Genomic DNA, 13,400 nt, shown 5'->3' with positions numbered 1-13,400 from the left:
TCGACCTCGGCCGTTGGGGCAACCCTGAACGGTCTCGACGTTTGACGTTTCAGCTCTTATCTATGAGGGATCGAACTCGTTCTGCCCGGGCCTTGAACCCGGCTGCCAGGAGAGAAGGCTAATGGCACTACCCGGCTTCAAGGTCGTGACCTTGACCGACGCGGCGGCGAACCGCGTCAAGGACATCATCGGCAAGGCGGACCGTCCCATCGTGGGCGTTCGCGTTGGCGTCAAGAACGGCGGCTGCGCCGGCATGTCCTACACCATGGAATATGCGGAGAGCGTCAGCCCGCTCGACGAGGTGGTCGAGGACAAGGGCGTGACCGTCCTGATCGATCCCAAGGCCGTGCTGTTCCTGCTCGGCACGGAAATGGACTTCCAGACGACCAAGATGTCGTCCCAATTCGTCTTCAACAACCCCAACCAGACCTCGGCATGCGGCTGCGGGGAGTCGGTGGCGATCACGCCCGCAACGCCCGCCGCACTCCAGTCGGCCGGGTGATCCATGGATGCCGAGGATGTCCGAGACATCTTCCGCGGTTTCGGACCCGTTTCCATCCGCCGGATGTTCGGCGGCCAGGGGGTATATCAGGGCGAGCTGATGTTCGCCCTGGTGGCGTCCGACGAGATCTATCTCAAGGTTGACGAGGAGAGCGTCGGGTTCTTCCGTGCCCAGGGATCTCAGCCGTTTACCTTCCAGACCCGGGACGGCCGGACGACGCTGACGAGTTACTGGCGCATGCCGGAATCGGCCCTCGACGACCCCGACGAAGCGGCTGAACTCGCGATAATGGCCCTGGCGGCTGCCCGGCGGGCGAAAGCCTCCAAGGTTCGCAAAACCGGCAGGACTGCGTCGCGGCAGAGGTTCCGGAGGACCGCCTCGAAGCCGGTCACATAGCCCGTCGTGCCGACCTCCGGGTCGGCACTCAACGATGCACCAACCAAGAGCTGAGCGTCGGATCCGATGCCCTAGTCGCCCTGCTTGGCTTTCTTGGCCAGTACAGGTCGCATGAGGAAGGCCGGCACGTGATCGCCGAGCCCGATCACCTTTTCGTCTCCATCATCGTCCCGCCGCGAGCGCCCCTGATGGCTCCGATCCGGGGAACGCTCGCCGCGATCCTGCCGAGGCCGGCGGCTCTGCTGCTCCTCGCGGGGAGTCTGGACAGCCCGTGCGGCCGGGGCCTCTTCGCGAGGCTCCTCCGTGCGTCCACGGCTCCGCTCCGACGACCGCACCTTGACCTTGCGGCCCCGCGAGCGCTCCTCTCCCCGGCCGCCGCGGCGGCGAGACGAGCCTTCCGACGGCGGACGCTCGGCGAGTGTTGGGCCCTGCCACTCGATCGGCTGGCCAATCAGTTTCTCGATTGCGGACAGGGATTTCTCGTCGCTCGGACCGACCAGCGTGAAGGACTGGCCACTCCGACCGGCGCGGCCTGTACGGCCGATCCGGTGGACATAATCCTCGGCGTGGTGGGGGACGTCGTAGTTGAACACGTGGCTGACCGCCGGAATGTCCAGGCCTCGGGCCGCCACGTCGCTCGCCACCAGGAGGGGGGTCTCTCCGGTGCGGAAGCTGTCGAGGGCCGCCATGCGGGCATGCTGGTCCATGTCGCCATGGAGGGCGACGGCGCTGAAGCCGTGCTTCTGCAAGGATCGATGGAGAACGGCCACGTCGCGCTTGCGATTGCAGAACACGATGGCGTTCTGCAGGTCCGTGGCGCTTCGAATCAGGTCTCGCAGGGTTTCGCGCTTCTCGTAATCCTCGCGACCGGTCGCCACCAGGCGCTGAGTGATCGTCGAAGCGGTCGAGGCGGCGCGGGCAACCTCCACCTTCACCGGGTTGTGAAGGAAGGCATCTGCCAGACGCTGGATCTCCGGCGGCATCGTGGCGGAGAAGAACAGGGTCTGGCGGGTGAACGGAACGAGCTTCACGATACGTTCAATATCGGGAATGAAGCCCATGTCGAGCATCCGATCGGCTTCGTCGATCACCAGAAGCTCGACACCCGTGAGCAGGAGCTTCCCGCGCTCGAAGTGGTCCAGCAGCCGGCCCGGGGTCGCGATCAGCACGTCGACACCGCGGGTGATCTTGGCGTCCTGATCGCCGAACGATACGCCACCTATCAGCAGGGCGACGGAGAGACGGTGGTTGACCCCATATTTGTCGAAATTGTCCTCGACCTGGGCGGCCAGCTCACGGGTCGGCTCGAGAATCAGCGTGCGCGGCATGCGGGCCCGCGCCCTGCCGGATTCGAGCAGGGTGAGCATCGGGAGCGTGAAGGCCGCTGTCTTGCCCGTGCCGGTCTGTGCGATGCCCAGCACGTCGCGACGGGAAAGGACGTGGGGAATGGCCTGGGCCTGAATGGGCGTCGGTTCCGTATATCCGGCGCTTGCTACGGCCTGTTGAACTTTATCGCTAAGTCCGAGTTCGGCGAACGACATGAATGCTAATTACCGTTGAGGGCTGGGCGCGCTCTAAAAGTGCCGGCCGCGCTCTACGGCAACAAACAGGCGCGTGTCTGGTTTCACCTGAGGCTCTTGCTCAAGTTGAGGAGTGGCCGGACCATAAGATAAGCTATGCGCTTGTCAATCCAGGGAAACTTGCCAGAAGGCAACAAAAGGAAGGTTTGAATGGCAGAATCGCTCGTTCTGATTCCCGGATTGGCCTGCACAGCCCGGCTCTTCGAGCCCCAGATCGCTGCCCTCGGGGCGGGGCGCACGATCGTCCTGGCGGAGCATGCGCTCGATGATTCGATTGCCGCCATTGCGTCGCGGCTCCTCCGCGCCGCGCCGGACAGGTTCGCGCTCGCAGGGCTTTCCATGGGCGGCTACATCGCCATGGAAGTCATGCGCCAGGCACCGGAACGGGTGGAGCGGCTTGCCCTGCTCGATACGAGCGCCCGGCCCGATACCCCGGAGGCGAGCCGGGACCGCGAGCGGTTGATCGCATTGGCCCAAGCTGGGCGACTCGAGGAGATCCATGCTGCGCTCTGGCCCCGCTTGGTGCATCCGGATCACCGAAACGACCCGGATCTTCAGGCCGTCCTGCTGGACATGATGCGAGACACCGGTCCCGACGCTTACATCCGGCAGCAGCGGGCGATCATGGCACGCGCCGATTCCCGCATCTCCCTGCCAGTGATCGAGATCCCGACCCTGGTGCTGGTCGGGGAGGGCGACGCCATCACGCCGATCGAGATTGCCCGCGAGATGGCCGAGATGATCGAATGGGCCTCGCTCGTTGTGATTCCCGGGGCTGGACATCTGTCGACGCTCGAGCAGCCGGAGCGGGTCACGCACGCTCTCCAATTATGGCTGAACCAGGATTAACCATAGTTCCGCCTGCGCCTTGCGAAGCTTCCCAAGGATATGGTCAATGATTGGTTATCCGCCCCGTCGGGCGCGGCACTGCCGGCTTGCCTTTGTGGTAAGTAGCTGAAAAACGGTCGCTATTTCTATCTTCGCTTTGGGCGACAGGCGTCTTGAATGCGCTGACGAATGGGTCAATTCGGGGCGCAAGCGGCGGCTGGCGCGAAAAGCTTTGCTTCTCGCCCCAACTGTGGCAGGAAAGTGACAGACGCCCGGGCAAGTCTGGGCTACAAGCGGCGTCACATCCTTCTAACAGATGGACTAAGACCAATGAAAAAGATCCTCCTCTCTTCGGTTGCTCTCCTCGGCCTCGCCACTGGCGCCATGGCTGCTGACCTTCCGTCCCGCCGCGCTCCGGCTCCGATTGTTGCCGCTGTTCCGGTGTTCACCTGGACGGGCTTCTACGTGGGTGTGAACGCCGGCTACGGCTGGAACACGAACGACTCGATCACGGTCGGCGGCGTGCGCTTCGACCTGGACGACGACGGCGGCTTCGTCGGCGGCGCTCAGGCGGGCTACAACTACCAGATCGGCTCGTTCGTGGTCGGTCTCGAAGGCGACATCCAGTACGCCGACTTCGGTGGTGACGACCGCTTCGACTTCAACAACGACGGCATCCTCGACGGCGACTTCAACAACAGCGACTGGTTCGGCACCGTGCGCGCCCGCGCCGGTGTGGCCTTCGACCGCGCCCTGATCTACGCCACCGGTGGTTTCGCCTTCGCGGACGACGCCACGGGCTGGACCGTCGGTGGTGGTCTCGAGTACGCCTTCACCAACAACCTGTCGGCCAAGATCGAAGGCCTGTACGTCAACCTCGACCAGGACAACAACAGCATCTTCAACATCGACAACGATGCTGAGTTCGGTGTGGTCCGCGCCGGCCTGAACTTCCGCTTCGGCACCTACTAAGAACCGTCTCCCCGGAGACACACAAGGCCCGGGTCTCCCCGGGCCTTGTTGTTTTTTGGAGACCTGATCGGGAACTCGGCCCGGGCCGACCTCGCGGCCGTGCGCGCTCTCACCTCAGCGCCGTCGCGACGGCAACGACAATGAACAACGCTCCGGCGCCCCGACCGATCAGGCCCGTGATGCGCGGGTGCGACACGAGAAGGTTGCGGGCTCGGCCCGCCGCAACAGCAAGTCCGCCATAGACCGCGAGCTGCATCAGCACGGTCATCACTCCCATAATCACGGCCTGTCCGTAGATCGGGCCGTAGGCCGGGAGCAGAAACTGCGGGTAGACGGCCAGGATGAAAATGTAAGCTTTGGGATTGAGAAGGCAGGTCAGGGCTCCTTGCCGGAAGGCGACCCGAAGGGGGCGGGCTCTCGCCCCTTCGACAGTCTCGATCGCGATTGAGTTTCGGAGCAGCGTCATCCCGATCCACATCATATAGGCGGCACCCGCATAGAGGAGCGTGGCGACGACCTGCGGCGGCATCGTCGACATCAAGCTCACCCCGATGGCGCCGAAGACCGTATGAGCGGCACCGCCCGCCATGACTCCGGCCGTCGCCGCCAGCCCGGCCCTGCGTCCCCCCGTCAAGGCATTGGCGAGAACGAACAGCATGTCCATGCCCGGAACGATGATGATGCCGAAGAGAAGGGTGAGGAACAGCCAAAGATTTGCACCATAAGACATGTCAGTTGCGCGTCGCCCCTCGAAGGTCGGATCGGCCGATTATCCTTGATTTCCAGAGTGATGATGAGGGGCGTGGCCTTTCGATATTGACAGCGTCCTGTCAGTTGGGAGCAAAATGTCGGATGCGGAAGGCGGCCCGACTCTTCGAAATCATCCAGATTCTTCGTCTTGCCAAGGAGCCGGTGACGGCAGTCCGGATTGCGCAGAGCCTGGGCGTCGCACCGCGGTCGATCTATCGCGACATTGCCGCCCTACAGGCCATGCAGGTCCCCGTCCAAGGCGGGCGTGGCATCGGATACGTCCTGCGCTCCGGATTCGACCTGCCTCCGCTCATGTTCTCCATCGAGGAGACCGAAGCCATCGTGCTGGCACTGGCACTCCTGGAGCGCACGGGAGATGTTGCCCTCAACCAATCGGCGAAGCGGGCCGGGCGGAAGATCGCGGCGGCCGTTCCCCCGCCGCTGCGCCAAGCTCTTTTCGCCAACACCCTGCACGCCTGGGGCAGCGTGGCGCCTGCTCCGTCAGGCGTCGAGCTTTCCGCTGTGAGGCTGGCGATTCGCGAGGAGCGAAAGATCGAACTTGCCTATCGCGACGAGCAGGGGCGTCGGACCGAGCGGACCATTTGGCCGATTGCGCTCATCTACTACCCGGAGACCGTCAACATCGTCGCCTGGTGCGAACTGCGCCGGGACTTGCGCCACTTTCGGGCGGATCGTGTGGAGAATGCTCTCGAGGCCGATGCATTCTTCAAGGGCAGAGGCGACGAACTGAGACGCCAATGGGTGTCCGGCTGGAGCGCGGGTCAGAGCTTCTGAACCCGGAAACACGGAGCGTCCGACCACAAAAAAGCCGGAGCCCGAGGGCTCCGGCGAAGGAAGGCTGCCGTCAGAGCAGCCGGGAGGAAAGTCCTCGTCCGTTAGACGGAGTAGTACATCTGGAACTCGACCGGGTGCGGGGTCATCTCGAAGCGGGCGACCTCCGTCATCTTCAGCTCGATGTAGCTGTCGATGAAGTCGTCGTTGAAGACGCCGCCGGCCTTCAGGAACGCGCGGTCCTTGTCGAGGCTGGCGAGGGCCTCGCGGAGCGATCCGCAGACGGTCGGGATCTTCTTCAGCTCGCGCGGCGGCAGGTCGTAGAGATCCTTGTCCATTGCCTGGCCGGGATCGATCTTGTTCAGGATGCCGTCGAGGCCGGCCATCAGCAGCGCCGCGAAGGCGAGATACGGATTGGCGGTCGGATCGGGGAAGCGGACCTCCACGCGCTTGGCCTTGGGCGAGGTCGTCCACGGAATGCGGCAGGAGGCCGAGCGGTTCCGGGCCGAGTAAGCCAGCAGCACCGGAGCCTCGTAGCCCGGGACGAGACGCTTGTAGGAGTTCGTCGACGGGTTGGTGAAGGCGTTCAGAGCCTTGGCGTGCTTGATGATGCCGCCGATGTACCAGAGGCATTCCTGGCTCAGGTCGGCATACTTGTTGCCGGCGAAGAGGGGCTTGCCGCCCTTCCACAGGGACTGGTGCACGTGCATGCCCGAGCCGTTGTCGCCATAGACCGGCTTCGGCATGAAGGTGGCCGTCTTGCCGTAGGACTGGGCCACGTTGTGGATGCAGTACTTGTAGATCTGCATCTCGTCGGCCGTGCGGACGAGGGTGTTGAACTTCGTGCCGAGCTCGTGCTGGGCGGACGCCACCTCATGGTGGTGCTTCTCGACCGTCACGCCCATGGCCTTCATGGCGGCCAGCATCTCGCCGCGCATGTCTTGGGCAGAATCCAGCGGGGGAACCGGGAAGTAGCCGCCCTTGGTCTGGATGCGGTGGCCCAGGTTTCCACCCTCGTAGGGGGTGTCGCCGTTGATCGGCAGCTCGGAGGAATCGAGCTTGAATCCGGTGTTGTAGGGATCGGCCATGAACTTCACGTCATCGAACACGAAGAACTCGGCCTCGGGGCCGACATAGACCGTATCGGCGATCCCGGTGGACTGAAGGTAAGCCTCGGCCTTCTTGGCGATGCCGCGCGGATCACGGTTGTAGGGCTCGCCGGTCGCCGGCTCGAGAATGTCGCAGTTGATCGTCATGGTGGACGCCGAGAAGAACGGGTCCATCTGGGCGGTCGTCGGATCGGGCATGAGGGTCATGTCGGATTCGTTGATCGCCTTCCAGCCGGCGATGGACGAGCCGTCGAACATGATGCCGTCCGCGAACATGTCTTCGTCGACCATCGAGACGTCGAAGGTCACATGCTGCCACTTGCCGCGCGGGTCCGTGAAACGGAAGTCGACGTATTGGACGTCGTTATCTTTGATCGCCTTGAGCACATCCTTGGCGGTCTGCATGATCGTCTGGTCCTCTTCTGCCCTTAGAGATTGTCCTCGGCCCAACGGCCTTGGCTTGGGAAAGCGAGCTTAGATCGCGTCGGATCCGGTCTCGCCCGTGCGGATGCGAACGGCCTCTTCGACCGTCGAAACGAAAATCTTGCCGTCGCCGATGCGCCCGGTCTGGGCTGCCTTGCGGATGGCCTCGATGGCGCTTTCGGCCATCTCGTCGTTCAGGACGATTTCGAGCTTCACCTTCGGCAGGAAGTCCACGACGTATTCCGCGCCGCGGTAAAGCTCCGTGTGGCCCTTCTGCCGGCCGAAACCTTTTGCCTCGATGACGGTAATGCCCTGGAGGCCGACCTCCTGGAGAGCTTCTTTGACTTCATCGAGCTTGAAGGGCTTGATGATGGCTTCGATCTTCTTCATCCCGGTCAACCGTTCTCGTTCGAGGTTTTGCCGCTTTTAGCACCAGCCAGAGGCGCCTTCCATGCGGTCGTCGATTCAAAGCGGGTCAATCTGCCGAGTTGATGAGCATATTATGATCAAAGTTTGTGCAGTTGCGAAAAACCTCGCCAAATCCTCGAAAACGGGTTCTTTTTGCGTCCATGACAGCCCCTGAACTCATCCTGACCCCCACCGAAATGAAGAAGGCTGACCTGGAAGCCGTGGCAAGCGGCATTCCTGGGGTCGAGCTCATGCGGCGGGCGGGCCGCGCGGTGGCCGATTCTGCCGAAAAAATAGTCTCCCGCGGAGGCACGATCCTCGTTGTGGCGGGTCCGGGCCAGAACGGGGGCGATGGCTTCGTGGCGGCGACCGTTCTGGCCGAGCGAGGCTATCGGGTGAGCCTTTCCTTGCTGGGAGAGCCGGACCGGCTGACCGGGGATTCGGCACTCGTCGCGCGCGACTGGAAGGGGCAAGTCCAGCGGGTCGAGGACGCTGCGTTCCACGAGGCGGATCTCGTCATCGACGCCCTGTTCGGCACAGGCCTGTCCCGAGACCTGGACGGTGCGGCCCGGCACGCCGTCGACCGGATGAACGGTTCGGGCCGGCCGATCCTGGCGGTCGACCTCCCGTCAGGTATTGACGGCGAGACAGGTACGGTCCGGGGCATCGCGGTCAAGGCTGGGAGAACAATCACCTTCGCGGCCCGAAAGCCGTGCCATCTCCTGATGCCCGGACGTGCGTTCAGCGGATCCATCGAGGTCGCCGATATCGGCATCGGACGCGAGATCCTCTCGGCCATGGGGGGGCGTCTCTTCGGGAATGATCCGGCTCTCTGGCTTCCGACGCTGCCGAAGCCCGGGTTGTCCTCCCACAAATACGAGCGCGGCCACACCCTGGTCGCTTCAGGTGGGGCCACCCGCACGGGCGCCGCCCGGCTGGCGGCCCGCGCAGCGCTCAGAATTGGGTCAGGCTTGGTCACTGTGGCGTCGCCGCCGGAGGCGATCGGGGTCACCGCGGCCCATCTGACGGCCATCATGCTGAAGGGCTGCGACGGGCCCGAGGGATTGCACGCGATTCTCCAGGATCCGCGCCTCAACGCGCTCGTCCTGGGGCCGGCCCTGGGGGTCCATGCCAATACGCGCGCCATGGTGGCGGTCGCCGTCCACGCCAGGCGGAGCCTCGTCCTGGACGCCGACGCTCTCACGTCCTTCGAAGGCCTGGCGTCGGAGCTCCACGGGGCGTTCCGCCATGCTCCGACAGTCCTGACGCCTCATGACGGCGAGTTCAACCGGATGTTCAAGGATCACCCGGATATCCTTGATCCTGAATCGAAAATCGAGCGGGCCCGGCGTGCGGCAACTTACACCGGAGCGGTGGTGCTGCTGAAAGGCGCCGATACCGTGGTGGCGTCCCCCGACGGCCGGGCGGCCATCAACGAGAATGGCACGCCCTACCTGGCGACCGCCGGATCGGGCGATACCCTCTGCGGTCTCATCGCCGGACTGATGGCGCAGAACCTGCCGGCCTTCGAGGCCGCCTGCGCGGGAGCCTGGATCCACGCCGAAGCCGGAGCACGCTTCGGTCCCGGGCTGATCTCGGAAGACCTCGCGGAATTGGTGCCCGGCGTGCTGCGGGACCTCCTCAGGTGACTTCGATCCAGGTCCACAGGCCTGCATCGAACCGTTCGAGGACCGTGGAGGCGAGGAGCCATTTGCCCGGATTGTCCGCCACGAAGGCGATCCGGACCGTCCTGTTCTCCGGCACCTGCGTGGTGTCGAGCCAATAGGGCTCCCAGCCGTCATCGAGGGGATGGAGGAGCCGGAAGGCATGCCCGTGCAGGTGCAAGGGCTGGGCGAAAGACGTCTGATTGGTCACGGCCAGAACCACCGGAGTGCCCCGCTTCACCTTGACCAGCGGCGGGCCGGCTGCACGTCCAGCCAAGCCGTTGATCGTCCAAGGGGCATCGCGAGCCTTGGGATCGCCCTTGATCACCACGTCCTTGCGGGTGGCGCTCTGAAGCCTGATCGAGTCCGGAAGCTTCGGATTGGTGGGCAGCGGCGCGATTGCGGGTAGATCAGGTCGCCTTTCCCCGCTGGTCACGATTTCAACGAGAGGCATGCCGTCGCCGATCAGGGCCGTGACGGTTCCGGTCGATCCGGCGTCTTGCCCTAGATCGACGAGAAGGTCGTAGCGGGTACCCGAAGCGAAGGGCAGGGAGGCGCGCAGGGGCTCGAACGTGCTGGTCGGCTGCCCGTCGATGGCAATCACGTAGGCCTTCATTCCGTCGAAGCGCAGGCGCATGGCCCGGGCATTGCACGCATTGGCGAGCCTCAGGCGCAGGCGGCCTCCGGGCGGCACCTCGACACGCTGCGGGGTCGATGCGCCGTTGACGCTGAGCCAACTGCCGAGCCGTCCCGCCGGGGCCGCCTCCACGGGCTTCTCGAAAGACGCGAGCGAGCCGTCATCCTCGAGGCGCCAGTCGTCGACCAGAAGGGCAATATCCCGGTCCACCTGAGGCGGATCGGGTTCTTCCACGATCAGCAGGCCCGAGAGGCCGCGCTCCGTGGGTTCGGCGCTGCCGCCGAGAACGCAGGGGCGGATCAGGAAGGTGCCGGCGTCGGGCGGGGCGAAGCGGTATTCATGGTTCCCGCCGGCGGCGACCGGCTCCTGAGTCAGACCACCGACCCCGTCGGAGGCGTTCGGCCCCCGGATGCCGTGAAAGTGGAGCGAGAGAGGCAGGGACGTCCCGTTCTCAAGCCTCAGGCGGAGTTCCTCGCCCAGCTTGAGCCGCACAACGGGGCTCAAGCTCCCGTTGAAAGTCCAGACATCGGCCGCTGTCGCGTCAGGGCGGAGCTTCATCAGCGTTGGCTTGGCCGTCAGAACCCGTTCGGAGCCGTCCGACCCCTGAGCCCCGCCCTGCCGCGAGACGGCGAACAGGGTCGTGGCGAGACCGGCGGTGACGGCGCGGCGTGTGATCATGAGGCTGTCTCATCCGGACGGTTTGGAACGGGAACATCGGTACAGTTTTGAACGTGAACGGCCAAGTTTGGTTGCCAATTGGCCGCACACGAACTTTTTTGATGCACACTTCGTCAACCATGCTATAGAGCCGCGTCCCGGAAGAGGGGTGCGCCTCGCGCGCTGCTCCCGCGCGGGCGTGGCGGAATTGGTAGACGCACTGGATTTAGGTTCCAGCGACGAAAGTTGTGGGGGTTCGAGTCCCTCCGCCCGCACCAGTCCCGTCAGGATTGGGTTCCGGAGGCAGCGAGTGGCCTGGTTGACGGCATGACGCCGCATCGGCCGGAACCTGGATTTCAGATTTTCGAGTGGATGAAGGCGAATAATACCATGCAGGTGACGGAAACACTGTCCCAAGGCTTGAAGCGAGAGTTCAAGGTCGTGCTCCCGGCCACCGAGTTGGAAGAGCGCCTGAACAGCGAATTGACCACCCTCAAGGATCGCGTGCGGATCAACGGTTTCCGTCCCGGCAAGGTGCCGGTGGGGCATCTTCGTAAGGTCTATGGCCGCTCCGTCATGGCGGACGTGCTGCAGAACGCCGTCAACGAGGCCAACCGCAAGATCGTCGAAGACAACGGCCTGAAGCTCGCCAACGAGCCGCAGATCCAGTTCCCCGAGAGCCAGGAAGAGGTCGAGAAGGCCATGGAGGCCAAGGGAGACCTGGCTTTCACCGTCGCCCTTGAGGTGCTGCCCGTGTTCGAGCTGGCCGATCTTTCCGACGTGACGGTCAAGAAGCCGGTGGCCGAGGTAACCGACGCCGAGATCACCGAATCGCTGGAGCGCATGGCCAAGCAGAACCGCAGCTTCGAGCCGAAGGACGGCGCGGCGGCCGACGGCGACCGGGTCGTGGTGGACTTCGTGGGCCGCATCGACGGCACCGAGTTCGAGGGCGGCAAGGGTGAGGACATCCGGGTCGAGCTCGGTTCGAACACCTTCATCCCCGGTTTCGAGGATCAGCTCCTCGGCCTGAAGGCCGGCGACACGAAGCTCGTGAAGGTCACCTTCCCGGTGAACTACATGGCGGCCCATCTGGCCGGCAAGGACGCCGAGTTCGACGTGACGGTGAAGGAAGTCGAGGCTCCCGGCGCGCTGCAGATCGACGACGAGATGGCCAAGGGCTTCGGCATGGATTCCCTTGACAAGCTCAAGGACGCGATCCGCGATGCCATCAAGCGCGATTTCGACACGCAGTCCCGCCGCAAGGTGAAGAAGGACCTGCTCGACTCCCTCGACGCCAAGTACAGCTTCGAGCTGCCCCCGACCTTGGTCGAGCAGGAATTCGCAGCCGTTTGGTCCCAGGTCGTCGGCGACATGAAGTCGAACAACCGCACCTTCGAGGATGAGGACACCACCGAGGACGACGCCAAGGCGGAGTACCGCAAGATCGCCGAGCGTCGCGTTCGTCTCGGCTTGGTCCTTGCACAGATCGGTGAGAAGTCCGATATCAAGATCTCCGACGACGAGGTGACCCAGGCCCTCATCGAGCGGGTCCGCCAGTACCCCGGCCAGGAGCGGCAGGTTTGGGAGTTCTACCAGAAGAACCCGCAGGCCCTCGCTGAAATCCGGGCTCCTCTGTTCGAGGAGAAGGTCGTCGACCAGATCCTGTCCCAGGTGAAGGTGGACGAAGAGACCGTCTCCAAGGATGCGCTGTTCAGCGACGAGGATGAGGACGGAGAGAAAGCCGGCAAGGGCGAGTAACGCTCCGTTAAGCGTCTCGTTGCTTGCATGAATTGCACGGCCGCGCACCCGCGCGGCCGAATTGGAGCAGTGAGACAATGAGAGATCCGGTAGCGCTCTTTAACAATACGCTCGTCCCGATGGTGGTTGAGCAGTCGAACCGCGGCGAGCGTGCGTTCGACATCTATTCGCGCCTTCTGCGCGAACGGATTATCTTCCTCACGGGTCCTGTCGAAGACTACTCGGCCTCGCTGATCGTGGCGCAGCTTCTGTTCCTTGAGGCCGAGAACCCCAAGAAGGAAATCTCCTTCTACATCAACTCCCCCGGTGGCGTCGTGACTTCGGGCCTGTCGATCTACGACACGATGCAGTTCATCCGCTGCCCGGTTTCGACCCTGTGCGTCGGCCAGGCGGCCTCCATGGGGTCCCTGCTGCTGACCGCCGGCGAGAAGGGCATGCGTTTCGCCCTCCCGAACGCCCGCATCATGGTCCACCAGCCGTCCGGCGGCTATCAGGGCCAGGTCACGGACATCATGATCCACGCCCGCGAGAGCGAGGCCCTGAAGCGCCGCCTGAACGAGATCTATGTGGGCCATACCGGCCGCAACTACGAAGAGATCGAGCGGGCTCTCGAGCGCGACAACTTCATGACCGCCGAGGCGGCTCGGGAGTTCGGCCTCATCGACCAGGTGATCGAGAAGCGTCCGGAGCCGGTCGCCACCCCGGCGTAACCCTTAAAACCTGGGGACAAAATTCCCCTGGGTGCGTCTTTTTGCCGAGTAACCCCGTTTCTATTGATCACGGGCTCTCCCCGTGATTGCATGTGGATTCGGGAAGGCTGGGCGATTTGAGCGTTCAATTCTTAGCGACGGAACATTTTGTTAGCTCCGTCGCTCATAAATTAATGGTGCTGGGCCGGCAGGGGCTGTCCCGGTACGGATTGGA

The 13,400-nt window shown here is 63.9% G+C and carries 13 protein-coding genes and 1 tRNA gene; 9 read left to right on the top strand and 5 right to left on the bottom strand.

What is annotated here, in order from left to right; all coding sequences use genetic code 11:
• The first annotated feature begins 121 nt into the window (after positions 1 to 121).
• The gene (locus HPT29_RS14560) at positions 122 to 502 is read left to right on the top strand and encodes a HesB/IscA family protein (protein WP_173945216.1); all 381 of its coding nucleotides are present in this window, start codon (positions 122 to 124) and stop codon (positions 500 to 502) included.
• A 3-nt stretch (positions 503 to 505) separates the two neighbouring features.
• Positions 506 to 898: a TfoX/Sxy family protein gene (locus HPT29_RS14555; RefSeq protein ID WP_173945217.1), complete on the top strand. Its 393-nt coding sequence runs from the start codon at positions 506 to 508 to the stop codon at positions 896 to 898.
• Positions 899 to 969: 71 nt separating this feature from the next.
• Here HPT29_RS14555 and HPT29_RS14550 read toward each other — a convergent pair whose 3' ends face one another.
• Positions 970 to 2,439 carry a DEAD/DEAH box helicase gene (locus HPT29_RS14550; RefSeq protein ID WP_173945218.1) on the bottom strand — a complete coding sequence of 490 codons (1,470 nt, stop codon included), beginning with the start codon at positions 2,437 to 2,439 and terminating at the stop codon, positions 970 to 972.
• Between the two features lie 189 nt (positions 2,440 to 2,628).
• On the opposite strand from HPT29_RS14550, the gene HPT29_RS14545 reads away from it, so the two are divergent.
• Both HPT29_RS14545 and HPT29_RS14540 read left to right on the top strand, forming a co-directional pair.
• Positions 2,629 to 3,327, top strand: coding sequence for an alpha/beta fold hydrolase (locus tag HPT29_RS14545; RefSeq protein ID WP_173945219.1), 699 nt, complete (start codon positions 2,629 to 2,631; stop codon positions 3,325 to 3,327).
• A gap of 309 nt (positions 3,328 to 3,636) precedes the next feature.
• Complete coding sequence (locus HPT29_RS14540) at positions 3,637 to 4,278, top strand: outer membrane protein (protein WP_259060024.1); 642 nt, start codon at positions 3,637 to 3,639, stop codon at positions 4,276 to 4,278.
• A 109-nt stretch (positions 4,279 to 4,387) separates the two neighbouring features.
• Here HPT29_RS14540 and HPT29_RS14535 read toward each other — a convergent pair whose 3' ends face one another.
• Entirely contained in the window at positions 4,388 to 5,008 is a 621-nt protein-coding gene (locus tag HPT29_RS14535; RefSeq protein ID WP_173946483.1) for a LysE family translocator, read from the bottom strand.
• A 122-nt stretch (positions 5,009 to 5,130) separates the two neighbouring features.
• Here HPT29_RS14535 and HPT29_RS14530 point away from each other — a divergent pair, with 122 nt between their 5' ends.
• The gene (locus tag HPT29_RS14530; RefSeq protein WP_173946484.1) at positions 5,131 to 5,823 is read left to right on the top strand and encodes a helix-turn-helix transcriptional regulator; all 693 of its coding nucleotides are present in this window, start codon (positions 5,131 to 5,133) and stop codon (positions 5,821 to 5,823) included.
• A gap of 101 nt (positions 5,824 to 5,924) precedes the next feature.
• Here HPT29_RS14530 and glnA read toward each other — a convergent pair whose 3' ends face one another.
• Together glnA and HPT29_RS14520 are read right to left on the bottom strand one after the other, a co-directional pair.
• Positions 5,925 to 7,334, bottom strand: a complete 1,410-nt coding sequence (gene glnA, locus HPT29_RS14525) for a type I glutamate--ammonia ligase (RefSeq protein WP_173946485.1) — start codon at positions 7,332 to 7,334, stop codon at positions 5,925 to 5,927.
• 69 nt (positions 7,335 to 7,403) lie between these two features.
• Positions 7,404 to 7,742: a P-II family nitrogen regulator gene (locus HPT29_RS14520; RefSeq protein WP_036360409.1), complete on the bottom strand. Its 339-nt coding sequence runs from the start codon at positions 7,740 to 7,742 to the stop codon at positions 7,404 to 7,406.
• A gap of 179 nt (positions 7,743 to 7,921) precedes the next feature.
• Here HPT29_RS14520 and HPT29_RS14515 point away from each other — a divergent pair, with 179 nt between their 5' ends.
• A complete protein-coding gene (locus tag HPT29_RS14515; RefSeq protein ID WP_173946486.1) occupies positions 7,922 to 9,409 on the top strand; it encodes an NAD(P)H-hydrate dehydratase in 1,488 nt (495 codons plus the stop codon).
• Here the strand turns inward: HPT29_RS14515 and HPT29_RS14510 are convergent.
• Positions 9,402 to 10,739: a multicopper oxidase family protein gene (locus HPT29_RS14510; RefSeq protein ID WP_173946487.1), complete on the bottom strand. Its 1,338-nt coding sequence runs from the start codon at positions 10,737 to 10,739 to the stop codon at positions 9,402 to 9,404. The two genes, HPT29_RS14515 and HPT29_RS14510, sit on opposite strands and share 8 nt — an antisense overlap.
• A 172-nt stretch (positions 10,740 to 10,911) precedes the next feature.
• On the opposite strand from HPT29_RS14510, the gene HPT29_RS14505 reads away from it, so the two are divergent.
• From HPT29_RS14505 to HPT29_RS14495, 3 genes are all read left to right on the top strand, one after another.
• A tRNA-Leu gene (locus HPT29_RS14505) sits at positions 10,912 to 10,996 on the top strand.
• Between the two features lie 112 nt (positions 10,997 to 11,108).
• Positions 11,109 to 12,476, top strand: coding sequence for a trigger factor (gene tig / locus HPT29_RS14500; protein ID WP_173946520.1), 1,368 nt, complete (start codon positions 11,109 to 11,111; stop codon positions 12,474 to 12,476).
• 77 nt (positions 12,477 to 12,553) lie between these two features.
• The gene (locus tag HPT29_RS14495; protein ID WP_173946488.1) at positions 12,554 to 13,186 is read left to right on the top strand and encodes an ATP-dependent Clp protease proteolytic subunit; all 633 of its coding nucleotides are present in this window, start codon (positions 12,554 to 12,556) and stop codon (positions 13,184 to 13,186) included.
• Positions 13,187 to 13,400 lie beyond the last annotated feature (214 nt).

Origin of the sequence: Microvirga terrae (assembly GCF_013307435.2) — a bacterium.
Lineage (GTDB): Bacteria > Pseudomonadota > Alphaproteobacteria > Rhizobiales > Beijerinckiaceae > Microvirga > Microvirga terrae.
The sequence above is the reverse complement of the archived record's forward strand: the minus strand, read 5'-3'. Positions and strand labels throughout refer to the sequence as shown.